Raw genomic sequence first — 22,283 nt, 5'->3', positions numbered from 1 at the left:
CGTCGGCATGCGTACAGTCGATCTTGGATCGCCGGTCAGGCCGTACTCGAGCGGTGTCGGTAGAACTCGGTGGCCTCTGGCGGCAGCGGGGTGTTTCCGAGAATCAGGTCGGCGGCCTTTTCGGCCAGCATCATTACCGGCGCGTAGATATTGCCGTTGGTGAGGTAGGGCATCGCGGACGCGTCAACGACCCGGAGGCCTTCCAAACCGTGCACCTTCATCGACTCCGGGTCGACGACGGACATCTCGTCGACCCCCATCCGTGCGGTGCACGATGGGTGATATGCCGTCTCCGCATCCCTTGCCACCCAGGAAAGGATCGCTTCGTCGCTGTCGATGTCCGGCCCAGGTGAGAGTTCGCCACCATCGAACTCGGCGAACGCGGGTTGCCGAAGAATATCCCGGCCAACTCGAATCGCCTCGACCCATTCCTTGCGGTCGTTCGATGTGGACAGATAGTTGAACCTGAGCGCGGGGTGCTGCTTGGGATTCGTTGACTTGATCTTGACGCTACCCCGCACATCCGAGTACATGGGTCCAATATGTACCTGGTAGCCGTGTTCGGCGTTGACCGGGGTGCCGTCGTAGCGAACCGCGATCGGCAGGAAGTGGAACATCAGATTGGGGTAGTCCACCTGATCGTTGCCGCGCACGAAGCCGCCAGCCTCGAAGTGGTTCGTCGCAGCCGGCCCCGTGTGCCCCAGCATCCATTGCAGACCAACCTTCGGTCGGTTGTGAAGCTTCAGGGAAGGGTTGAACGAGATCGGCTGCGTGCAGGCATGCTGGATATAGGCTTCCAGATGATCCTGCAGGTTCTCCCCAACACCGGGGAGCTCGTGCACCATCCGCACGCCGAGTGGGCGCAGTTCATCGGGATTACCCACTCCGGACAGCTGCAGGAGCTGGGGTGTGTTGATGGCGCCACCAGACAGGATCACCTCGCCGCCGAAGGCGCGCTTGCGGCCGCTGCCAAACTGGCGGTATTCGACGCCGACGGCGCGCTTCCCCTGGAAGAGCACCTGATCAACCTGGGCGAGGCACCGCACGGTCAGGTTCGGCCTGCTCTTGACCGGGTGGAGGTACGCCCGCGCCGCGGACCATCGTCGACCGTCGCGGATCAGCCGATCGAACCGGGCGAACCCCTCCTGCCGATAGCCGTTCACATCGTCGGTGAGCGGATAACCCGCTTGCTGCGCGGCTTCCAGGAACGCGCCAAACAGCGGATTCTTCGCCGGGCCGCGCTCAAGAACCAGCGGGCCGTCCGCGCCGCGCCAGTCGTCGCCACCGGCGACGCAGGTTTCCATCCGTTTGAAGTACGGCAGACAATGGGCATAGTCCCAGCTGTCCATCCCAGGGTCGGCTGCCCAGCGTTGTAGGTCCAGCGGGTTACCGCGCTGGAAGATCATGCCGTTGATCGAACTGGATCCGCCGAGGACCTTGCCCCGGCCATGCGTCACACGCCGACCTCCCATATACGGCTCGGGCTCGGACACGTACTTCCAGTCATAGAACCGGTTGCCGATCACCATCGTCAGCGCGGCCGGCATATGGATGAAGATATCCCAGATCCAGTCTGGCCGACCGGCTTCAAGTACCAGTACCTTGTTCGCTGGATCCGCGCTCAGTCGATTGGCCAGCGAGCATCCGGCGGAGCCGCCGCCGACGATGATGTAGTCATACTGAGCCGTGTTCATCGGGCAACTCCTCAGATCCTCGTGCCATGGTCATCCGTGATCAAGCTGGCGCGCCGCGAAACCAGCGCATCGGCTCCGGCCTGATGTTGTGATAGATGTGCTTCGCCTCGCGGTACTCGTCCAGCCCGGCCTTGCCGAGCTCGCGTCCGATGCCAGATTTGCCGAAGCCACCCCATTCAGCCTGGGGCAGGTACGGATGGAAATCGTTGATCCACACCGTGCCGTGTCGCAACGCGCCGGCCACTCGCTGGGCGACTGACGCGTCACTGGTCCATACCGCGCCGGCGAGGCCGTAATCGGTGTCATTCGCCAGCTCGATGGCCTCGGCCTCGGTATGGAACCGTTCCACCGTGACCACCGGTCCGAACACCTCGTCCTGGACGATGGGCATGTCCCGGCGACAGTCGGCGAAGATGGTCGGGCGCAGGAAGTAGCCGTTCTGAAGTTCTGGGTCGGTGGGGCGCTCGCCCCCGGTCACCAGCCGTGCGCCGGACTCGATCGCCGCGGCGATATGCCGTTCGACCTTGGCGCGGTGCTCGGCGGAGACCAGCGGTCCGCATTCCGTCTCGGGGTCAAGCCCGTTGCCGAGGCGGATCGCCTCGGCCCTGGCGGCCAGCTCAGTGACGAAGCGATCGTGCAGTTCATCGGCGACGATCAGCCGGGATCCGGCAGAGCAGACCTGTCCAGAGTGGAAGAACGCGGCGGCGAGCGCGTAGTCGATCGCGGTGTCGAAATCGGCGTCAGCGAAGACGACGTTCGGGTTCTTCCCGCCTAGCTCAAGGGCAACCCGTTTCACATCCTTCGCCGCAGTGGCCATGATCGAGCGGCCGGTCTGCAGGCCACCGGTGAACGATACGAGGTCCACGGCGGCATGCTCCACCATCGCGGCACCGACTACGGAGCCAGCGCCGAGTACGAGGTTGACTACGCCCGAGGGGACGCCGGCCTCCTCGATGAGTCGTACCAGATGCAATGTGGACAGCGGGGTGAGCTCACTTGGTTTGATCACCATCGTGTTCCCCGCGGCCAGTGCCGGCGCGATCTTCCAGCACATCTGAAGTAGCGGGTAGTTCCACGGTGCGATCAGCGCGCAGACGCCAACGGGTTCGTACACGATCCTGCTGACCACGTCCGGATTGCCGGCATCCACCAGTCGGCCGGCGTCCGCGTCGGCGATGCCGGCGTAGTACTGGAACACGGCCGTGACATCGTCCACGTCGATGCCGCCCTCGACCAAGGTTTTGCCGGTGTCCAGTGACTCGGTCTTGGCGATCTCGGCGCGGTCCCTGGTCAGCAGGTCCGCAATGGTGCGCAGGAACTCGGCGCGCTCGCGTGCGGGCGTTCGCGGCCAGGTGCCTTTGTCAAAGGTGCGCCGGGCGGCGTGAACCGCCGAGTCGACATCGTTGCTGTTGGCCTCGGAGACCGTCGTCAACTCGCTACCGTCGAAGGGATTGCGCACCGTCCGCTCGGCAGCCGCGCCGGTGGCCGTCGTTTCGACCCACGCTCCGTCGATGTGCAGATCCCGCATGGTGGCTGGCTCCTCCGTTAGTCCCGCCCGCCGGCCCGGGCGTCGATGGGTACAAACGTACACATTATGTGTACTATTGTCCATAAGTGGTGCTGGATCGGCGGCTGGCGGGAGAAGGCGATGGCGAAGAACGGGGCACCGGCGCGCCGAGGGCCCAACGATCCGGATCGGCCCGGCCGCATCGCGCGAGCCGCGATCACGGTGATCGCCGAGCAGGGGATCGAGGCGCTGACCCACCGCAAGGTGGCAGCTACCGCTGGCGTCCCACTCGGTTCCACCACGTATCACTTCGCTAGCTTGGACGACCTCCTCGCCGCTGCTTTGGATCAAGCCGCCGCGCGGAGCGTTGCGCAGCTGCGCGCCTGGGATCGCGAACTGGCGCGCGATGTCGACCTGGCACCGGAGCTCGCCGATTTCGTGCTGGCTTCGATTACCGAGCAGCGCGCGGACACGGTCGCCGAGTACAACCTGTACGCCGTCGCGCTGCACCGCCCGAACCTGCGGGGCGCGGCTGCCGCGTGGGACGAGGCGCTGGCGGAGGTGTTCATCGCGCGGACCGACCGGGTGACCGGGAAGATGATCGCCACATTGACCTGTGGACTGCTGATGCAGGCGGTACTCGACGACGCGGTGCCGAGCCGTGCCGAGCTCGAGCGACTCTTCGCCAGGGCACTCGCTTGCTGAGGGTGGTGGTTCTGCCACGACGACGGGACCACTCGGAAAGATGGGTCGAATGGCCCGGCAGGCCAGGGTCCGGTGACTCTTCGCGGCATCGGGCATACCGGTGGAAGGTAGAGCCGGAAACTGACCGCGGGAGCGCCGATGTCGACACATCTCAGCAGAGAACTCAGTAAACCGATCCGGTTCGTGATCGATGCCGCCGTGCGTGCCCCTTCGCCGCACAACACACAGCCGTGGCGGTTTGTCTTCGGCACCACGTGGATCGATGTGCTCCTCGATCGCGAGCGAGTGCTGGCTGTCGCGGATCCCACGGGCAGGGAAGCGCGATTGTCGTGTGGTGCGGCGATTCTCAATATGCGGATGGCGCTGCGCGCGGCCGGCCGGCTGCCCGTGGTCAGCCTACTGCCGGAATCCAGTAGGCCGGACCTGTTGGCGAGGGTATGGGTTCGCGGACGAAACCAGGCAACGCCCGATGACGTCGCGATGTATCGGGCCGCGCTCAACCGGCGGAGCAATCGCAAGCCCTTCACCGACCAGGTGGTACCGGCCAGAGTGCGCCGGTTACTGGTCGCCGCCGCGGCGGTGGAGGGTGCCGAGCTACGGTTGCTCGAGCAACCCGCCGAGCTCACCGCGCTCGCTCGGTTACTGCGCGAGGCCGAGCGACTGCAGGCGGATGATCCGGCGTTCCGCGCTGAACTCGAGCGATGGACAGCCGGAGACGCTGGCCGGATGGACGGGGTGCCCGAGACGGTCGACAGCTATTCCGCGCGATCCAGCACACTGCTCTCACTTCGCCATTTCGGCGGGCAGGCCGAATCGGTTCGATCCTATGAACAGGACCCGCTCGTCGCCGTGCTCGGCTCGCATACCGACGCGCCGCTCGCGCAACTGCGTGCCGGTCAGGCAATGCAACGAGTCTTACTCACCGCGACGATCGTTGGCGTGAGTGCCTCGTTCCTCTCGCAGCCGGTGGAGCTGCCCGCGAGTCGGGCCGCATTGCGCGCGCAACTTGGTGGACGACTGCAGCCGCAGGTGGTACTGCGACTCGGCTATGGCTACCCGGCGGCAAGTACGCCGCGGCGGGCGGTAGAAGCGGTCAGTTCGCGGGAACCGGGCCTGCTCGGATCCGAGGGATAGCCGGAGTAGGCGCACCCATGGATGGCTCCTAGATCGACTAGTCTATAGTCCACGCAGAGGATAGACTGCCTGGTCTATGGGGAAGGTACAGACGACTGGTCCCCGAGAGCGCCTGATCGACAGCGCGATAACCCTGATGCGGCAACGAGGGGTGGCCGCAACGGGGCTCGCGGATCTGCTCGAGCACAGTTCGACGGCGCGCCAGTCGATCTATCAGCATTTTCCCGGCGGCAAGGGGCAACTCCTCACCGAAGCGACGCGCGTCGCCGGGCAGCGCACGGAATCTCTTATCGAGGCCTGCACGGCGACGTTGTCGCCCGCCGAGTGGGTGCACGCGCTGGTCGATATGTGGCAGGAAGCGCTCGAAAGCACCGATTACCGGGACTGCTGCCCGATGCTCGCCGCGGCGCTCGCCGATCCGGATATCCCAGATCTGCAGGCGATCGTGCGCGCGGTGTTCGGGAACGTGCGGGACCGTATTGGACAGGCACTCGTCCGGCACGGGGTACCGGCCGAGCAGGTGGACTCGCTGAGCAGTTTCCTGCTGAGCTGCCTGGAAGGCGCGATCATCCAAGATCGGGTAGGGCGTACGACCGAGGCGCTCGAACATGCCCGAACGCACCTGACCGAGCTGCTGGCGCGCCACGTGCCGAACGTCGCGGCCGGATAGCCCGCGTCCGGATATCGTGAAGTCGCCGGTAGCGCGGCTACGGCCGAGAGGTGCCCGGCGACGAGCGGGAGAAGGGCGATCGAAGCGATGGACTTACCCTTACAGCCACCGGTGAAGCCGATGCTCGCCAAGGCCGTGCATACGGTGCCTCGCGCGCCGGGCATGTGTTATGAGCCGAAGTGGGATGGTTTTCGCTGCATCGTCTTCCGGGATGGTGCTGAAGTCGAACTCGGTTCCCGTAATGATCGCCCGTTGACCAGGTACTTTCCTGAGCTGGTCGAATTGTTGCGCGACGCGTTACCAGAGCGCTGTGTCCTTGACGGCGAGATCGTCGTGGTGACCGGCGGCGGGCTCGACTTCGACACCCTGCAGAACCGGCTGCATCCGGCGGCCTCCAGGGTGCGTCTGCTCGCCGAGCAGACGCCGGCCAGCTTCGTGGGTTTCGACCTGCTCGCTATCGGCGACGAGGACCTGACCGGTAAACCGTTCACCGAGCGCAGGGCGCGGCTGGCCAGCATCCTCGGGCAGTCACTTGACCGAGTGCATTTGACCCCATTGACCGACGACCCGGATATCGCCGAGGACTGGTTCACCCGGTTCGAAGGCGCCGGTTTCGACGGCGTGATCGCCAAACCTGGCGAGCTGCCCTACGAGCAGGACAAGCGAACCATGTGGAAGGTGAAACACGAGCGCTCGGCCGATTGCGTCGTGGCCGGGTTTCGCTGGCACAAGGACGGCAACGGGGTGGGTTCGCTGCTGCTCGGGCTCTTCGATGACCGTGGGGTACTGAACCATGTCGGGGTGGCGAGCAGCTTTACCGCGAAACGCCGTGCTGAGTTGGTCACTGAGCTCGAACCACTGCGTCAGGACGCGCTGGACGGCCATCCATGGCGGGATTGGGCGGATGCGCAGGCGCACGCCGGCGGCCGGATGCCTGGTGGGGTGAGTAGGTGGACCGGCCAGAAGGACATGTCCTGGGAGCCGTTACGCCCCGAGCTTGTCGCCGAGGTGCGGTATGAGCATGTGTTGGCCGGACGGTTCCGGCATGGCGGTCGACTCACCCGGTTCCGTCCCGATCGCACCCCGGAGTCGTGCACCTACGCTCAGCTCGAGCAGGTGGCGCCGGCCGAGCTGACCGCGCTGTTCGGGGTAGCCGGACCAACACGGTGACCAACGACCGCGGGTTGGCACTCGGGTGGTCACCCGCAGGACGCTCGCCGTTGGCTTTGCCGCCATGCTGATCGGTGAGGCTGTTCGCGACCCGCGGTCGAACGGAAGGAAATCAATGCGGTCTGCTCGGTTAGCTCGCCTGCTCGCGCCCATGGCTATGGTCCTGCCGCTGTTCGCGGGGTCGCCTACGGCGGTCGCCGATGAGAAAGCGGCCGAGCACGCCGTCATCGCACATCGCGGATCCTCTGGCGTGGCACCGGAGAACACCGCGGCCGCGGTGCGCACCGCGATCGCGCAGCGCGCCGATTTCGTGGAGATCGACGTCCAGCGCACCAAGGACGGCAAGCTGGTGAACTTCCACGACTGCACGATGGAACGAACCACCGACGTGGAGGAGAAGTTTCCCGGCCGACCTTCGTACCGCATTTCGGATTTCACCTGGCAGGAACTGCGTACCCTGGACGCGGGTAGCTGGTTTCACCCCGATTACGCTGGTGAGCCGATCATGTCCGTGCGTGAGGTGATCAAGCTGGTTGACCGGCGCGCCGGGCTGCTCGCCGAGATCAGTCCCTGTGATCATTACCGTGGCTTGCCGGCGGACCTGGCTGCCGAGTTCACGTCGGTGCCCGGATATCTCGACCGAGCGCTCGCATCCGAGGAACTGGCTGTGCAGTCGTTCGAGGTGGACGATGCGCGGGCATTCAACGAGCGGCTATCCGAGGTGCCGATCGGCGTTCTCGACGCGGAGCGGCCGAGCGATGCCGAACTGGTCGAGTTGAGCTCCTGGGCCGATCAGGTTAATCCACAGTGGACTGTTACGGATCAGGGGCTCGTCGACCGGATTCAGGAGCTCGGTATGACGGCGAACGTGTGGACGGTGAACGAGCCGGGCAGTATGCGAGAGCTACTTGAACTGGGCGTAGACGGGATCATCACCGACTTCCCGCAGTCCCTTACCCAGCGCTAGCCACCCGCGCGGTGTGTTTATGAACGCTTGTTAAGGCGCTAGCCACCTGTGAACTGTGGTTCGCGCCGCTCGAGGAACGCGGCTACCCCTTCGGCGTGATCTGCCGATGCGAAACACTCGGCCATCGACGCTTGGGTGGCGCGTAAGTGCGACGGTAGATCCGTGCCGGCCCCGTCATAGACCAGGCGCTTGATCCGGGTGGCAGCGAAGGGGGAGACGGCCGCGATGCGGTTAGCGAGTTCCATCGTGGTGGGCCACAACCGCTCCGGGGTGACGACTTCGAGTACATAGCCGAGTTCGCTCGCCTGCGCCGCGTCCAGATAGTCACCGGTGTATAGCAGGCGAAGCGCGGCGGCCATGCCGATCTGCCTTGGCAGCAACCAAGACCCGGCGCCGGTGTCTGGTACGAGGCCGCGATGCGCGAAGTTCCAGGAGAACCGCGCGTTGCTGGACGCGAGTCGCAGATCGGCCTGGCAGGTGAACTCGGCTCCCATGCCGACAGCCGGTCCGTCCACCGCGGCGATCACCGGTTTGGCGCAACGCAGTACCGCCATCTCCGGATCCTCGCGCCGGGTCCGCCCGCGCTCAGCGGCTGGCCGGGTGGCCAGCTCGGCAAGGTCGGTGCCCGCGCAGAATGAGCCTGCCGTACCGGTGATGATCAGGACGCGGACCGCGGAATCGGTACTCGCGGCATCGATCGCATCGTGCAGCGCGGCGAGCATCGCGTAGGTCATCGCGCCACGCTTGGCTGGACGATCGATGACGAGCGTGGCGACTCCGTCGGACACTGCATAGCGAACTTCTCGCATGCGTTCCTCCGCTTGTGCTCGGGATTGAAGCGTGTTTTCATCGTATCTGAACGATCGTTTAGGAGCGACTATGGATTTCGACTTGCCCGCGCCGTTGCGGGATCGTCTGCGGGAGCTCGACGAGTTCATCGACACGGAAATCCGGCCACTGCAAGAGCAGGACGACAACGAGCGTTTCTTCGACCACCGGCGCGAGTACGCGCGCACCGACTTCGAAGCGGGCGGTACGCCACGGCCCGAATGGGAAGCACTGCTTGGCGAGATGTTCGATCGGGCCGACCGGGCCGGATGGTTGCGCTACGGGCTACCGAAGGAAGTCGGCGGCGGTGGTGGTTCCAATCTCGATATGGCGGTAATCAGGGAACACCTGGCACAGAAGGGACTTGGACTACACAACGACCTACAGAACGAAGCTTCTGTGGTCGGCAACTTTCCCTTCGTGCACATGTTTCTCGAGTTCGGTACTCCGGAACAGCGCACGGAGTTCATCGAAGGCATGCTGACCAGGAAGCGGCGAGTCGCCTTCGGGCTCACTGAGCCGGATCACGGTAGTGATGCGACGTGGTTGGAGACGACGGCAAAGCCAGCTGGTGACGACTGGATCATCAATGGCGGCAAGAGATTCAACTCTGGCCTGCACTCCGCGACACACGACGTGATCTTCGCGCGGACGTCTGGCGAGGCTGGCGACGCGCGCGGAATCACCGCATTCATCGTGCCTACCGACGCGCCGGGATTCTCCGTCGACTTCCACTGGTGGACCTTCAATATGCCTACGGATCACGCCGAGGTGAGCCTTCGTGATGTCCGGGTGCCCCGCACCGCGATCTTTGGCTCTCTTGGCGAGGGACTTGCCGTGGCACAACACTTCGTGCACGAGAACCGCATTCGGCAAGCGGCATCCGGAGTTGGCGCGGCACAGTTCTGTATCGACCGCAGCGTGCGCTATGCCAGGGACCGGACAACCTTCGGGCAGCCGCTCGCGACGAAGCAAGCGGTGCAGTGGCCGCTGGTCGAGTTGCAGACCGAGGCCGAACTAGTCCGGAATCTGGTTCGCAAGACCGCTTGGGAGCTGGACCGGACACCGCATCTGGAGATCAGCGACAAGGTGTCGATGTGCAATTACCGGGCCAATCGGTTGGTGTGCGAGGCGGCCGATCGGGCGATCCAGGTGCATGGCGGAATCGGCTACACCCGGCACACCCCGTTCGAGCACATCTACCGGCATCACCGGCGGTACCGCATCACCGAAGGTGCTGAGGAAATCCAGATCCGGAAGGTAGCTGGTTACCTGTTCGGCTTCGCCGGACCGCGAAAGGGTTTACTGAACGATCCGCCGACGTAGTCCTACCGAGGTCAGGTGTGCGATGGACTTTCGCGCTATCGGTCGACAGGTGAGTAACTGGGGCCGCTGGGACGATGGCGACGCTCGAGATGAACGTGGCACGACTAACCTGTTAACCCCAGAACGGATCGCGCGGGGCGCCACGTATATCCGTACCGGGAGAGTGTTCGATCTTGGGATCCCATTCGGGCCGGACGGGCCACAACCCGGCGGTGGCCGGATCAATCCGGTGCTGCTGTTCTCTGAAACCGGTGCCGGACAACGATTTCCCGGCGCCTTTCACTACGCCGACGATTACGTGTTCATGCCGTTGCAGAGCGCTTCGCAGTGGGACGGGCTTGCCCATGTGTACTACGACGAGCAGCTCTACAATGGATTCCCGTCCTCGTCGGTTGGCCCCAGGGGCGCGTCGCATTGTGGCATCGACAAACAGGCCAAGGGAGTCGCTGGTCGCGGTGTGCTGCTGGACGTAGCGAGCTACCGTGGGGTGGACTGGCTGGATATGGGCGAGGTCATCACGCCGGATGAGCTGGACGCGGTCGCCGCCGAGCAAGGTTGCGCGATCCTTCCCGGCGACGTCCTCGCGATACGCACCGGGTGGCGAAAGAAGTTCCTCGCCGAAGGTGATCCGAACGCCTTTATGGCCGGCGAGCCCGGGCTGGGGCTGGCTTGTTGCCCGTGGCTCGCCGAGCGTGAGGTGGCCGCGGTATGCGCGGACAACTGGGCGATCGAGGTGCTCCCCGGTGAACTCGACGACGAGATGCTTCCGGTCCACATGGTGCTGATCAGGGACATGGGTATGACGCTCGGCGAGATCCTGGATTTCGAGGAACTCGCCACGGACTGCGCCGCCGACGACCGCTACGAGTTCTTCTTCTGCGCACCACCGATCAAGTTCCGCGGCGCGGTTGGCTCGCCGATCAACCCGTTGGCCATCAAATGAGCGAACGGGAGCGCACCGAGAAGCTGCGGGCAGGACTCGCGGGCAGGTTGGGCGAGATCTGGAGTCGCACCGTCGAGATCCGCGAGTTACATCAGCTCAGCGGCGGAGCAAGCCGGGAGACCTGGGATTTCCTCGCCGAGACCGATGGGGGCGGGCTACGCCGGCTGGTCCTGCGGCGAGACCCACCTGGCCCCGGCCGCCCCTCGGCAATGGGACTGGAAGCACTGGTCCTGCGCGCGGCCGCGGACGCGGCTGTACCGGTGCCGGGTCTGGTCGACAAGGACGCGAGCGGTGCCATACTCGGCACGCCCTACGTCCTGACCGAGTTCGTGGCGGGCGAAACGATTCCCCGCAAGTTGTTACGGGAGCCGGACTACACGCGAGCTCGTGCCGGCCTGGCGCGAGAACTTGGCAGAACGCTGGCCAGAATCCATCAGATTCCCATGGCGAGCGTGCCTGGACTCTCCGATGCGGATCCGCTGGAGACACTCCGCGCCGAGTACGATGCGTTGGGCGAGCCGTTGCCCTCGGTCGAGATCGGGCTGCACTGGTTGCGTGCCAATCGGCCAAGCACCCGTGAACCAGTTCCGGAAACGGTTGTGCATGGCGATTTCCGCAATGGCAATCTGATTGTGGGCCCAGATGGCCTGCGCGCCGTGCTGGACTGGGAACTCGTCCACCGTGGCGACCCGATGCAGGACCTCGGCTGGCTTTGCGTCAAGGCATGGCGGTTCGCGAGCGCTCAGCCTGTCGGCGGATTCGGTACCCGCGAACAGCTGTTCGACGGATACGCCGAAGTGGCAGGGTATCGGCCAGATCCGGCAGCGGTGCACTGGTGGGAAGTGTTCGGCACCACCAAATGGGCGGTCGGCTGCCGTGGTCAGGCCGAACGGCACCTGAGTGGCCAAACCCGATCGGTCGAGCTCGCCGCGATCGGTCGTCGAGTCTGCGAGCAAGAGCACGACCTGTTACTCGCCCTCGGGGTGCCGGTCGCCGATCGCCCAACTCCGGAGGAATCGATCGCCGCGGACCTACATGGCAGACCAACGGTTGGCGAGCTGGTCGCGGCGGTGCGGGATTTCCTGCGTACCGACGTGCAGCAGGGCACCGAAGGGCGATTGAGTTTTCACGCTCGTGTCGCGGCGAATGTGTTGGACACGGTATGTCGGGAACTGGCCTACGGAGCCGACCAAGAGCGTCGGCACCGTGGCCGATTGGACACGCTCGGCGTCGGCACGCATGCCGAACTCGCCGCTGGGCTACGTAGCCAACTACTCGATCCAACAGACCCAGCCGTTGTCGCCGCCGTTCGTGCCGCGGTGACCGACCGGCTGCTCGTGGCGAACCCGCGTTATCTGGACCACCCGACCTGACCGAACCGAAGCCGTTCCGGTGTGACAGTTTCCGGACGAGTATGAGGACGGTGATCAATGCGGATCAGCGACCTACTGCGGTACTCCGCGCATCGCGCGCCCGATGCCGAAGCGCTGTGGTTCAACGAACGGACGTACACCTACCGCCAGCTCTACGACCAGGTCTGCCGACTCGCGAACGGCCTACGCGAGCGGGCGAGCCCCGGAGACCGGGTAGCGATTCTCGCGGAGAACTCCCCGGAATACGTACTGAGCTACTACGGCGTGCCGCTCGCGGGTATGGGCCTGGTTTTCCTCAACTACCGGCTGAGTGAACGGGAGATCAATGATGTCCTCACCGACGCCGAACCAACCATACTGATCACCGAGTCCGCCTATCTGGACACCGCGCGCGCCGCGCTGGTCGGCGTCGAATCAGTACACACCCTGGTGACCATCGACGCTGCGGCAGCGGGAACGACGCATTTCGCCGAGCTGTTGCGGGAACCGCCGATGAAGGAACCAGACACTGGGGACGACGAGCTTGCCTGGTTGATCTACACGTCCGGCACGACCGGCCGTCCGAAAGGTGCGGTGCTCACGCATCGCAACGTCACCGCAGCCGCCTGCAATTCGGCAATGAGTTGGGAAGCCGACCCCGGCGGATCGCCTGCCACGTTGTTTCCCTGGCCGCTGTGCCATATCGCTGGCTACGGGGTACTGGTCGCACATCTTCGGCTGCATCGCATCGTGCTGCTGCGCCGCTATGATCCAGCCACGTTCCTGGCCGAAGTACCGCACCACCGGATTACCCACACCACGGTCGCCCCGACCATGCTTGCCTTGTTGCTGCGCCATCCGGATATCGACAAGCACGACCTGTCCAGCGTCGTCCGCATTGGCTACGGGTCGGCTCCCATGCCGGCACAGACCTTGCGGGACGCGATGCGGCGGTTTCCCACGGCCGGCTTCCAGACGGGCTTCGGGATGACCGAGCTCGGCGGCAACGTGCTCTACCACACGATGGCCGATCACGTGTCCGCGATCGAGGGCCGAACCGAACTGTTGACCTCGGTGGGTAAGCCGATGGCGCTTGCCGCGGTGAAGGTCGTCGATGAGCAGGGTAACGAGGTACCCCGCGGCGTGGTCGGCGAACTGGTGATCAGCGGAGAGCAGGTAGCGGTGCGCTACTGGCGGCGTCCGGACGCGTCCGCCGAGACCTTCCGGGACGGCTGGCTGCACACCGGCGATCTGGCTACGCAGGACGAGAACGGGTACTTCTACATCGTCGACCGCAAAAAGGACATGGTGCTGACCGGCGGCGAGAATGTTTACTCGCGCGAAGTCGAGGAGATACTTCACCAGCATCCATCGGTGGCGGCCGCGGCGATCGTGGGACAGCCGGACGAGGTGTGGGGCGAGCGGGTCGTCGCGGTCGTGGAAGGAAACCCGGCTGGCGCGGTCTCCGAAACGGAGATCATCGAGTACTGCAAACAACACCTTGCCGGATACAAGTGTCCTCGAACCGTCATCGAGGTAGCCGAGTTGCCGCGCAACACCGTCGGCAAGATCCTCAAACGGCAGGTTCGGGAACAGCTGACCGCGGAGTAGGAGAAGCCATGTACCAGGATCTGCGCTACGAGGTTCACGGGCACGTCGGTGTGCTGACCCTGGACCGGCCGGAGGTACACAATGCACTGCGCCGGCAGACCTACACGGAGCTGACCGACGCGGTACAGCGATGCGCGCAGCGAGTACTGGTCATCACCGGAGCCGGGCCGTCCTTCTGCTCGGGTGATGACGTACGCGAAGTGATGGCTGGGGGAGACGGCGCGGTAACACGCCCCGCTCCGCGGTTGACCCCAGCCGCGGAGGCCCTGCTGCATACCAAGGTTCCGGTGCTCGCCGCGGTGAACGGCCCAGCCGTCGGCTGGGGTATGGAGCTCGCCCTGCTCGCCGATATTCGCATCGCAAGCGAACGGGCCAGGTTTGCCGAGTTGTTCGTCAAACGTGGATTGTGCAGTGACGTCGGCGGGATCGGTAGGCTGGCGCAGCTGGTTGGTCGAGAGCACGCCGCCGAGCTGCTGTTCACCGGCGACCCGATCGACTCGGCGCGCGCGGCCGAGATCGGTCTGGTCAGCAGGGTCGTGCCGAAGGACAGCCTGCTGGACCGCGCACTCGAGGTCGCCGAGCGGATCGCGGCGAACCCACCACTGGCCGTCGCCGAACTCAAGGATGGCCTGCGGCGGGCACTCGATCCCGATTGGACGAAACTCGGTGAATGGGTCAGTACGACCCTCGGCACGCTGTTCACCACCGACGACCACCGGGAAGGCGTGCGAGCATTCCTGGACAAGCGGGAGCCGCGCTACAGCGGAACCTGACCGAACTCAGTTCGGAAGCCCGGCAACCACGCGATCATGCATGCCGGTGAGCCGGTAGAGCGCCGCGTGTAACTCGGGCAGCTCGGGTTGCCGCAGTACCGCCGCGATATAGCCGTCCGGTCGGATGATCCAGAGTTCGCCGGGTTCCGCGGTAAGGCAGTCGGCCAGTGAGCCGTCCGGAGTCAGCTCCGTCATCCCGAGCACTCGGATCGGCGCAGGCGTCAGGCTGGACAGTGTAGCCGGCGGCAGCGGCAGTGCCACGCCGTCGGCCGCGAGCAGCAGTATGCCGTTCCGCGCCAGTTCCCGCAGTCTGCTCGCCGGTAGGCCGGAGGTGGCGTGTAGCGGCATATCCGGAACCAGTACGCCAGGACCTGGCGCGCAGGCGCGGCCACGCGGCGGCCGGTCCGGACGCGGCCGCCGCGGATTCGGCGTGTTGAGCGGCGAATCCGCGTACCAGAAGGGCTCGCTGAGCCGGCCCGAGTCGACCTTCTCGTGTACCGATGCGTCGGTGCGGGCTTGATCGAGGATCGATCGGCGGTATTCCCGCTGTGTTTCGTTGTGCGGCACCAAGAAGTCCATTGTGGCCGTGGTGATGGCCAGGTTCTCCCTGGCGGCTGCATGGCGTTCGAGATGGTAGCTGTCCAGTAGCTCCGGTGCGCCCCAGCCTTGTAGTACGAATGCCAGTTTCCACGCGGCGTTCTCCGCGTCGGCTACCCCGGAGTTCAGGCCGCGAGCGCCGAATGGCGCGTACAGATGCGCGCAGTCACCGGCGAGTAACACCCGGCCCGCCCGAAGCTGGCTCGCCAGCCGAGAATGAAACCGGTACACAGTGGACCAGACAATCTCGTAAGGCAGGTCGCCGATGATCGCGCGAATGCGTCGATCAAGGCCACCGTCCCGCCGCTCGCTGGCCAGATCGTAGTCGGCCGGGACCTGCCAATCGATCCGGAAGGTCGAATCGGGGCAGGGATGCACCAACACCTGCCTGCCGGGGTTCCACGAAGGATCGAAGTAGAACCGTCGTTCGGCGCGCCAACCTGTCAGCTCGGCCCGGATATCGCAGATGAGGAAGCGGTCGTCGAATGACTTCCCGTCAAAGGTGATGCCCAGAGCCGCGTGCAGCCACCCGGTGCGGGCACCGGTACAGGCGAGTGCGTAGGGCACCCGAACATCGAACTGCCCTTCGGCGGTCACGCAACGGATCCGCACCCCATTCGCGTCCGGTACCAGTTCGGTAACCTCGTGATTCCAGCGCACATCGATAGGCGCCGTCTGATCGATCAGCTCATCGAGGATCTGTTCGGTCCGGCACTGCGAGATGTTCACGAATGGCGGGAAGAGTGATTCGCCTGGATCATGGATCGGGTAGCTGAACAGCTCCTGGTCGCGATAGAAGGTGCGTGCCGTCGACCAGGTGACTCCCTCGGCCGCGATGCGTTGACCTGCGCCGATCTGCGCCCAGATATCCAGCACATCGCGCTGCTGGCAGATCGCCTTTGACCCGATCTCGTCCCGCGCCGGACGTTGGTCGAGCAGCAGGACCGACATTCCCCACCTGGCGAGCAGCAGCGCCGCGGTTTGCCCCACCGGGCCGTTGCCGAGCACCGCGACATCGGCGGTGTGTTCCGGTCCGTGCATGGCGCCCTCCACGAGTCAGTCGATTACTCGCCGGGAAGGGTCACGACTGCAGTTGATCCCACACTTCCCGATCTCGTTCGGCTGTCCAGATGACCGGTCGGGTCACGCCGGACATCTCGTCCCAGAGCCGAGCGACATCGAACGGTAGGCAGTGTTCGAATATCGGCCAGTCGCCGTAACGTCCGACCAGCGCGGCATGGGCGCGATCGAATGCCGTACGCAGCGTGCCGCCGGAGCGATGCGTCGCGCCGACTTCCTTGATCATCACCCGCAGGAAGTGTCTGGTTTGTTCGATCGCCGCGGCGACGGCTTCCTTACCCTGACTGACCGCGCCTCGCCCACCGATCAGGGTGCTCGCCCCGAACGCCGCGACCTGATCCAGCGTGCCGTCCGCCCAGTCGTAGTGGAACGCGTCGCCAGTGTACAGCGCGGCCTCCGCCTCGACGAGGTCGCCCGCATACAGGATGCCCTGTTCGGGCAGCCAGGCGACGATATCGCCTTCGGTATGCCCGCGTCCGCAGTACCGCAACACGAGATCGCCGCGATCGCCGCCGAGGTCGATGGTGAGCTGGTCGGCGAAGGTCAGACTGGGCCAGGTGAGACCCGGTACCGAGTCCGGCTCCTTGGCCAGCCTCGGCATCCTGGCGAACTCACTTGCCCAGTCTTGCTTGCCGCGCTCGGCGATCAGTTCCTTGGTGTTCTGATGGGCCACGATCACATCGGCGTCGAATGCCGAGGCGCCGAGCACACGGACGGCGTGATAGTGCGAGAGCACCAGATATCGAACCGGCTTATCGGTGTGTTCGCGCAGGAGGGCCAGCCATTCGCGGGCGGCCACCGGGGTGGCCATCGCCTCGAAACAGACCAGAAAATCCTCGCCTTCGATGGCTCCCACGTTGGGATCACCCTCGGCGGTGAGCGCGTAAACGCCGTCGGCAAGGATCTCCAGTGTCTGTTCCTTCGCACTGAGGTCCGCGGACGACGCGAAAGCCCTTGGAGCCACCGGCACCACCCTGTGCTTTACGGCATCTGTTACCCGTACGGCCACTGTAACCCGGGAAACCGGTGCTTGACACCGTTCGTCCGGTTGGCGGAACTGGCATGCCGCCTCGCGGTGACCCACCTGGGGTGTACTACCCTCCGTGGCCCATGGCTCCTCCCCAACGCGTGTACCTGCATATCGGACTGCCCAAGACGGGCACCACGTCCTTGCAGGGGGTGTTGTGGCACCACCGCGCGGCGACCGTGGCGGCGGGAACGCTGTATCCGGGCGCCGACGAAGCGGCGCAGCATCGCGCGGCGATGGACGTGCATGGCGGGCGCTACGGTGGTTGGCGCGAGCCGGGTGTCACCGGTTCGTGGGAGTGGCTCGTCGAACAGGTACGGGCGCATCCGGGTGCGTCGGTGATCTCCTCGGAGCTGCTCGCGCCGGCGAGTCCGGACGAGGCTCGTGCGGTCCTGTCCGCACTGGACTTCGCCGAGGTCCACATCGTGTGCACCGCGCGTGATCTCGCCAGGCAGATTCCTTCGGTATGGCAAGAGAACGTGAAGACTCGGCATACCACGAGTTATGCTGACTTTCTTGCTGCGTTGCGCAGCGGGGAGCTCAACCCGACGAGCCAGTTGTTCTGGGATTACCAAGATCTGCCCAGAGTGCTGCGCACGTGGGCCGCCGCGCTGCCAGCCGAACGCGTGCACGTGGTCACCGTGCCGCCGCGTGGTACGCCGAACGAAGTGTTGTGGCAGCGCTTCGCGCCGGTGATTGAGCTGTGTCCGGGGGAGTTCACCACCGATGTGCCGCAACACAACTACTCGCTCGGTGTGGCCGAAACGGAGCTGCTGCGCAGGGTCAACAACCGACTCGGCGATGACTACGAGTGGCCGGCTTACACACTGGTGGTCAAAGAGATCCTCGCGGAGCAGATCTTGTCCAGGCGGCCGGGGACGACGTCCATCGCCCTACCGGCCGATGACCAGGACTGGGTGCGCGAGACCGCCCGGCGGCATGTGGCTGAGTTGCGTGAGGCGGGGTATCACGTCATCGGCGACCTCGACGAGCTGATTCCGCCCGAGGCGACGACCGCGACTGGCGATCCCGGTCTAGATGCAGAAGAGGCGCGGTTGCTCGAGGTCGCGGTGGACGCGTTGGCCACTCTGGTACAGCGGATGCCGACGCCGAAGTCGCCGGAATCCCGTGCCGAGCAACTCGCCAGAACGTTGCGGGAGCTGTCCGAACGGTATCCCCCGGCACTGGCCGCGAGGCGTTGGTACTGGCGTGCACGGTCGCGAGTTCGGGTTACCCGGCGCTGATTTACCTGGACCGCAAGATCCCTAAAGACTGCGGTCTCCCGGTGCTCGCGCGCCTGAACGACTGAGCGCGGGTGCTCATCTACCCTGTGGGCATGGCGAGGTATTACGACGTTCACCCACGGAACCCGCAGCGCCGATCCATCGGCCAGGTGGTTGAGCTGGTGCGAAACGGTGGCTTGATCGCGTATCCGACGGACTCCTGCTTCGCGTTGGGCTGCCAGCTGGGCGACAAGGCGGGAATCGACCGGATCCGCGCTATCCGCAAACTCGACGACCGGCATCATTTCACCCTGGTCTGCGAGGATTTCGCTCAGTTGGGGCAGTTCGTCGTGGTGAACAACGCGGTATTCCGCGCGATCAAGGCGGCGACCCCCGGTAAGTACACCTTCATCCTGCCGGCGACCAAAGAGGTGCCGCGCAGACTACTGCACCCAAAGAAGAAGACGGTGGGTGTACGGATTCCGGAACACACGGTCGCCCAGGCGCTGGTCGCCGAGCTGGGGGAACCGCTGCTGTCGAGCACGTTGCTGCTGCCCGATGAACAGGAGCCGTTGACCAACGGGTGGGAGATCAAGGAGCAGCTCGATCACGTCATTGACGCTGTCGTCGACTCGGGGGAGTGCGGCGTGGAACCGACGACAGTGGTGGATTTCTCCGTGGATGAACCGGAAATCGTCCGGTATGGCGCGGGTGACCCAAGCCGATTCGAGTAGGTGGCGCGTTGGTCCAGTCTACAATGGAGCGTAAGCGGTAGGCGAGGAGCTGGGCTAGCGCACGAACACTGGCCTGGTGGATGAGGATGTCCACATGACACTGCCAACCCCGGTCAGCCCGATGCTGGCGACCCTCGGCCCGGTACCTACCGGGCCGGGTTGGGCCTTCGAGTGGAAATGGGACGGGGTTCGCGCGATCACGACCGTCGCCGACGGGCAGGTCCGCGCGTTCTCCCGGACGGGGCGAGAGATCACCTCGACGTATCCGGAGCTCGGCGTCCTCGCCGAGCTGGTCCATGCGCCGGCCGTGTTCGACGGCGAGCTGGTGACCCTGGACAACGCGGGCCGCCCCGATTTCGGCCGGCTACAGGAGCGGATGCACCAGTCGGCACCCAGTTCGGCGCAGCTCGCGGCGATTCCGGTGGCCTACTACGTGTTCGACCTGCTGCACTGGGATAACCACGAGTTGACCGAGCAGACCTACGAGCGGCGGCGCAAACTGTTGGCGCTCTGCGAGTTGGACGCGCCGCCCGAGGTGCGGGTGTCCTCCTACTACGTCGACGTTGCCGGTGATGACCTGATGGCGGTGGCCGCGCAACACGGTATCGAAGGCGTGGTGGCCAAACGCCTGGACAGCACCTACCTGGCTGGGCGGCGCAGCAAGGACTGGATCAAGGTGCCGATTCGGCACACCCAGGAGGTCGTCGTCTGTGGGTGGACGCAAGGTCAGGGGCGCAGGGCACGGACGCTCGGTGCACTCCTGCTCGGTGCCTATACGTCGGACGGGTTGACCTTTCTTGGACATGTCGGCACCGGGTTCACCGACCGCGCGCTGACCGACCTGGGTGCCCTGCTCGCGCCGCTCGAGCAACCGGACAGTCCGTTCGCAGGCGAGGTTCCGAGCGAGTACGCGCGGAACGCGCGCTGGGTGCGGCCGGAACTCGTCGGTGAGGTGGAGTACCGGCAGGTCACCTCGGACGGGCGGCTCCGGCAACCATCCTGGCGCGGTTTGCGGCCGGACCGCAGGCCAGCCGAGGTAACACTGCCCACTGACTGGTAGCGCTGAGACGACGGTCACGCACGCCCGTCCGTGGGAATGGCGGGACGCCAGGCTGGTTGCACCCGATATGGAGTCAGTGCGGTGGTCGGTGCTCGATCGTTCGCTGGTGCGTCAGGGTGAGCATCCCTCGGCGGCGCTGCCAAGCACGATCGAGTTCGCGCGTGCCGTGGAGCGGCTGGGTTATCACCGCTTCTGGGTGTCCGAACACCACGGTGTGCCTGGTGTCGCGGGATCCGCCCCGACCGTGCTCGCCGCCGCCATCGCCGCATCGACCAGCCGTGTTCGGATTGGTACTGGTGGGGTGATGTTGCCGAACCATCGCCCGCTTGTCGTGGCGGAGCAATTCGGCGTGCTGGAGTCGTTGTATCCCGGCCGGATTGATATGGGTCTCGGGCGCTCGCTGGGTTTCACCGGCGGAATCCGCACCGCGCTCGGCGCCCATCGCGAGGATGCCGAGGCATTTGACGGACAGCTGGAGGAGTTGCTTGGCTACTTCTCCGGCGACCGCGCCACGGTATCCGGAGTGCACGCCGTGCCGGCCGAAGGCCGGCAGCCACCGACCTTTCTCCTGGCTACTGGGGCAGCCGGTGCACAGCGGGCCGCCGTGTTCGGACTCCCGCTGGTCATCGCCGCGGTGCGCGGTGAGCGGGAGATGCGCGCCGCGGTCGAGCGGTATCGCGCGGAATTTCGTCCAGGATCCGAAAGGGGAGCTAGTCCTTATGTCATGGTTTCGGTACCAGTAGCGGTCGCGGAGACCACTGATCGGGCACGGGACCGCGCGGTCTCCGAGGCGTGGTCGATGGCTTACTCGCGGGTGCACGGCGAATTTCCCGGGCTGGCACCTGCTCAGGAGATCCTGAGCAGGTCGCTGTCCACGCGGGAGCAGGACCTGCTCGCCGAATCGATGGAGGGCCGGATCTACGGCACCGTGGACGACGTTGGCCCGCGGTTGACCCAACTCGTTGCCGAGATGGGCGCCGACGAGGTGCTGGTCACCGCTAGTACGTTCGCGGCAGCGGATCAGCTCGATTCGATCAGCAGACTGGCGGGATGGGCGGGTTTGCCTGCCCAACCCGGTACCGCGGTGAGCTGAGCGCATCGTAGGTCAGCCGATGGCCGCACCGCCGCAGACGGACAGCACTTGCCCGGTGACGTAGGCGGCGCCCGGCGAGGCGAGATAGCCCACCGCGGCGGCGATCTCCTCTGGTTTACCCATTCGTTTGATGACCTGGTGGTCGAGCGCGTAGTTCGCGGATCTGGTCATCTCGGTGGCTACCGGTCCTGGCGCCACGGAATTACAGGTGATACCCAGTTCGCCAACCTCCTTGGCCACCCACTTGGTGAGCGCGATGATGCCGCCTTTCGACGCCGCGTAAGACGGGCCGGAGCGGCCAATCCCGCTACCTCCGGACAGAGGTCCGCCCATAAAGCCGGATATCGAACTGACATTGATGATCCGGCCCGTGCCCTGGTCCCGCATATAGGGGTAAACGGCTGCCTGGATGTAGCGGAAGGCACCCCGAGTGTTGGTATCGATATCCCGGTCCCACTCGTCCTCGGTGATGGAGTCCAAACTGGACCGGCTTGCGGTACCCGCATTGTTCACCAGGATAGTAAGTTGGCCAAAGGAATCGACCACGTCCCGGACTGACCGCCGAACCTGCTCCGGATCGCGGACATCGACGTATTGGCAGGCGAACGTCCCGCCGGGCACCTCGTGCTCGAGCTGGGCCACGGTTTCGCGGGCATCGGCGTAGTCGACGATGACGACATTGGCGCCCTGAGTGGCGAGTAACGTGGCGATGGCGCGACCGATCCCGCGTGCTCCGCCGGTAACCAGCGCGACTTGTCCAGTGAGACTGAATACGTCCATGCGTGCTCC

General features: G+C 65.2%; 20 protein-coding genes. 14 read left to right on the top strand and 6 right to left on the bottom strand.

Going from position 1 to position 22,283, the window contains the following annotated elements; all coding sequences use genetic code 11:
• Positions 1 to 35: 35 nt before the first annotated feature.
• Both betA and EV191_RS13075 read right to left on the bottom strand, forming a co-directional pair.
• The gene (betA, locus tag EV191_RS13080; RefSeq protein ID WP_132877290.1) at positions 36 to 1,694 is read right to left on the bottom strand and encodes a choline dehydrogenase; all 1,659 of its coding nucleotides are present in this window, start codon (positions 1,692 to 1,694) and stop codon (positions 36 to 38) included.
• Between the two features lie 40 nt (positions 1,695 to 1,734).
• The gene (locus EV191_RS13075) at positions 1,735 to 3,222 is read right to left on the bottom strand and encodes an aldehyde dehydrogenase family protein (protein ID WP_132877289.1); all 1,488 of its coding nucleotides are present in this window, start codon (positions 3,220 to 3,222) and stop codon (positions 1,735 to 1,737) included.
• A gap of 120 nt (positions 3,223 to 3,342) precedes the next feature.
• On the opposite strand from EV191_RS13075, the gene EV191_RS13070 reads away from it, so the two are divergent.
• The 5 genes from EV191_RS13070 to EV191_RS13050 all read left to right on the top strand — a co-directional run bounded on the left by EV191_RS13070 (position 3,343) and on the right by EV191_RS13050 (position 7,847).
• Positions 3,343 to 3,906 carry a TetR/AcrR family transcriptional regulator gene (locus EV191_RS13070; protein ID WP_132877288.1) on the top strand — a complete coding sequence of 188 codons (564 nt, stop codon included), beginning with the start codon at positions 3,343 to 3,345 and terminating at the stop codon, positions 3,904 to 3,906.
• A gap of 138 nt (positions 3,907 to 4,044) precedes the next feature.
• Complete coding sequence (locus tag EV191_RS13065; protein WP_132877287.1) at positions 4,045 to 5,040, top strand: Acg family FMN-binding oxidoreductase; 996 nt, start codon at positions 4,045 to 4,047, stop codon at positions 5,038 to 5,040.
• 76 nt (positions 5,041 to 5,116) lie between these two features.
• A complete protein-coding gene (locus tag EV191_RS13060; RefSeq protein ID WP_132877286.1) occupies positions 5,117 to 5,710 on the top strand; it encodes a TetR/AcrR family transcriptional regulator in 594 nt (197 codons plus the stop codon).
• Between the two features lie 87 nt (positions 5,711 to 5,797).
• Complete coding sequence (locus tag EV191_RS13055; protein WP_132877285.1) at positions 5,798 to 6,880, top strand: ATP-dependent DNA ligase; 1,083 nt, start codon at positions 5,798 to 5,800, stop codon at positions 6,878 to 6,880.
• 151 nt (positions 6,881 to 7,031) lie between these two features.
• Positions 7,032 to 7,847 (top strand): glycerophosphodiester phosphodiesterase, encoded by an 816-nt coding sequence (locus EV191_RS13050; RefSeq protein ID WP_132877385.1) that lies wholly within the window; start codon positions 7,032 to 7,034, stop codon positions 7,845 to 7,847.
• Positions 7,848 to 7,885: 38 nt separating this feature from the next.
• Here the strand turns inward: EV191_RS13050 and EV191_RS13045 are convergent, their stop codons facing one another.
• Complete coding sequence (locus EV191_RS13045; protein ID WP_132877284.1) at positions 7,886 to 8,656, bottom strand: enoyl-CoA hydratase/isomerase family protein; 771 nt, start codon at positions 8,654 to 8,656, stop codon at positions 7,886 to 7,888.
• Between the two features lie 70 nt (positions 8,657 to 8,726).
• Here EV191_RS13045 and EV191_RS13040 point away from each other — a divergent pair, with 70 nt between their 5' ends.
• From EV191_RS13040 to EV191_RS13020, 5 genes are read left to right on the top strand one after another with little or no spacing between them, the layout of a single operon-like run.
• On the top strand, positions 8,727 to 10,001 hold the full coding sequence (locus tag EV191_RS13040) for an acyl-CoA dehydrogenase family protein (protein ID WP_132877283.1): 1,275 nt from the start codon (positions 8,727 to 8,729) through the stop codon (positions 9,999 to 10,001).
• A 49-nt stretch (positions 10,002 to 10,050) separates the two neighbouring features.
• Entirely contained in the window at positions 10,051 to 10,944 is an 894-nt protein-coding gene (locus tag EV191_RS13035; RefSeq protein WP_243658933.1) for a cyclase family protein, read from the top strand.
• The gene (locus EV191_RS13030; protein WP_132877281.1) at positions 10,941 to 12,317 is read left to right on the top strand and encodes a phosphotransferase family protein; all 1,377 of its coding nucleotides are present in this window, start codon (positions 10,941 to 10,943) and stop codon (positions 12,315 to 12,317) included. Before EV191_RS13035 ends, EV191_RS13030 begins: the two co-directional genes overlap by 4 nt.
• Before the next feature lie 57 nt (positions 12,318 to 12,374).
• Entirely contained in the window at positions 12,375 to 13,907 is a 1,533-nt protein-coding gene (locus EV191_RS13025; RefSeq protein WP_132877280.1) for a class I adenylate-forming enzyme family protein, read from the top strand.
• A gap of 8 nt (positions 13,908 to 13,915) precedes the next feature.
• Positions 13,916 to 14,680: an enoyl-CoA hydratase/isomerase family protein gene (locus EV191_RS13020; RefSeq protein WP_132877279.1), complete on the top strand. Its 765-nt coding sequence runs from the start codon at positions 13,916 to 13,918 to the stop codon at positions 14,678 to 14,680.
• A 6-nt stretch (positions 14,681 to 14,686) separates the two neighbouring features.
• Here EV191_RS13020 and EV191_RS13015 read toward each other — a convergent pair whose 3' ends face one another.
• On the bottom strand, positions 14,687 to 16,318 hold the full coding sequence (locus EV191_RS13015; protein ID WP_132877278.1) for an FAD-dependent monooxygenase: 1,632 nt from the start codon (positions 16,316 to 16,318) through the stop codon (positions 14,687 to 14,689).
• Positions 16,319 to 16,358: 40 nt separating this feature from the next.
• Positions 16,359 to 17,321 (bottom strand): MBL fold metallo-hydrolase, encoded by a 963-nt coding sequence (locus EV191_RS13010; RefSeq protein ID WP_132877277.1) that lies wholly within the window; start codon positions 17,319 to 17,321, stop codon positions 16,359 to 16,361.
• 146 nt (positions 17,322 to 17,467) lie between these two features.
• Here EV191_RS13010 and EV191_RS13005 point away from each other — a divergent pair, with 146 nt between their 5' ends.
• The 4 genes from EV191_RS13005 to EV191_RS12990 all read left to right on the top strand — a co-directional run bounded on the left by EV191_RS13005 (position 17,468) and on the right by EV191_RS12990 (position 21,494).
• On the top strand, positions 17,468 to 18,628 hold the full coding sequence (locus tag EV191_RS13005; protein WP_132877276.1) for a hypothetical protein: 1,161 nt from the start codon (positions 17,468 to 17,470) through the stop codon (positions 18,626 to 18,628).
• A 92-nt stretch (positions 18,629 to 18,720) separates the two neighbouring features.
• Positions 18,721 to 19,341: an L-threonylcarbamoyladenylate synthase gene (locus tag EV191_RS13000; RefSeq protein ID WP_132877275.1), complete on the top strand. Its 621-nt coding sequence runs from the start codon at positions 18,721 to 18,723 to the stop codon at positions 19,339 to 19,341.
• A gap of 94 nt (positions 19,342 to 19,435) precedes the next feature.
• Positions 19,436 to 20,401, top strand: a complete 966-nt coding sequence (ligD, locus tag EV191_RS12995; protein ID WP_243658932.1) for a non-homologous end-joining DNA ligase — start codon at positions 19,436 to 19,438, stop codon at positions 20,399 to 20,401.
• Positions 20,402 to 20,468: 67 nt separating this feature from the next.
• A complete protein-coding gene (locus tag EV191_RS12990; protein WP_132877274.1) occupies positions 20,469 to 21,494 on the top strand; it encodes an LLM class flavin-dependent oxidoreductase in 1,026 nt (341 codons plus the stop codon).
• Positions 21,495 to 21,506: 12 nt separating this feature from the next.
• Here the strand turns inward: EV191_RS12990 and EV191_RS12985 are convergent, their stop codons facing one another.
• Positions 21,507 to 22,274 (bottom strand): SDR family NAD(P)-dependent oxidoreductase, encoded by a 768-nt coding sequence (locus tag EV191_RS12985; protein ID WP_132877273.1) that lies wholly within the window; start codon positions 22,272 to 22,274, stop codon positions 21,507 to 21,509.
• Between the last annotated feature and the right edge of the window lie 9 nt (positions 22,275 to 22,283).

This window comes from Tamaricihabitans halophyticus, assembly GCF_004340875.1.
Taxonomy (GTDB): domain Bacteria; phylum Actinomycetota; class Actinomycetes; order Mycobacteriales; family Pseudonocardiaceae; genus Tamaricihabitans; species Tamaricihabitans halophyticus.
This window is presented reverse-complemented; position numbering and strand designations above follow the sequence as displayed.

Coding starts and splice junctions, on each gene's coding strand:
- EV191_RS13000 (WP_132877275.1), top strand. CDS start 18,721: ATGGCGAGGTATTACGACGTTCACCCACGGAACCCGCAGCGCCGATCC.
- EV191_RS13040 (WP_132877283.1), top strand. CDS start 8,727: ATGGATTTCGACTTGCCCGCGCCGTTGCGGGATCGTCTGCGGGAGCTC.
- EV191_RS13065 (WP_132877287.1), top strand. CDS start 4,045: ATGTCGACACATCTCAGCAGAGAACTCAGTAAACCGATCCGGTTCGTG.
- EV191_RS13045 (WP_132877284.1), bottom strand. CDS start 8,656: ATGCGAGAAGTTCGCTATGCAGTGTCCGACGGAGTCGCCACGCTCGTC.
- EV191_RS13025 (WP_132877280.1), top strand. CDS start 12,375: ATGCGGATCAGCGACCTACTGCGGTACTCCGCGCATCGCGCGCCCGAT.
- EV191_RS13020 (WP_132877279.1), top strand. CDS start 13,916: ATGTACCAGGATCTGCGCTACGAGGTTCACGGGCACGTCGGTGTGCTG.
- EV191_RS12985 (WP_132877273.1), bottom strand. CDS start 22,274: ATGGACGTATTCAGTCTCACTGGACAAGTCGCGCTGGTTACCGGCGGA.
- EV191_RS13075 (WP_132877289.1), bottom strand. CDS start 3,222: ATGCGGGATCTGCACATCGACGGAGCGTGGGTCGAAACGACGGCCACC.
- EV191_RS13030 (WP_132877281.1), top strand. CDS start 10,941: ATGAGCGAACGGGAGCGCACCGAGAAGCTGCGGGCAGGACTCGCGGGC.
- EV191_RS13070 (WP_132877288.1), top strand. CDS start 3,343: ATGGCGAAGAACGGGGCACCGGCGCGCCGAGGGCCCAACGATCCGGAT.
- EV191_RS13055 (WP_132877285.1), top strand. CDS start 5,798: ATGGACTTACCCTTACAGCCACCGGTGAAGCCGATGCTCGCCAAGGCC.
- EV191_RS13050 (WP_132877385.1), top strand. CDS start 7,032: ATGGCTATGGTCCTGCCGCTGTTCGCGGGGTCGCCTACGGCGGTCGCC.
- ligD (WP_243658932.1), top strand. CDS start 19,436: ATGACACTGCCAACCCCGGTCAGCCCGATGCTGGCGACCCTCGGCCCG.
- EV191_RS12990 (WP_132877274.1), top strand. CDS start 20,469: ATGGAGTCAGTGCGGTGGTCGGTGCTCGATCGTTCGCTGGTGCGTCAG.
- EV191_RS13005 (WP_132877276.1), top strand. CDS start 17,468: ATGGCTCCTCCCCAACGCGTGTACCTGCATATCGGACTGCCCAAGACG.
- EV191_RS13015 (WP_132877278.1), bottom strand. CDS start 16,318: ATGCACGGACCGGAACACACCGCCGATGTCGCGGTGCTCGGCAACGGC.
- EV191_RS13060 (WP_132877286.1), top strand. CDS start 5,117: ATGGGGAAGGTACAGACGACTGGTCCCCGAGAGCGCCTGATCGACAGC.
- betA (WP_132877290.1), bottom strand. CDS start 1,694: ATGAACACGGCTCAGTATGACTACATCATCGTCGGCGGCGGCTCCGCC.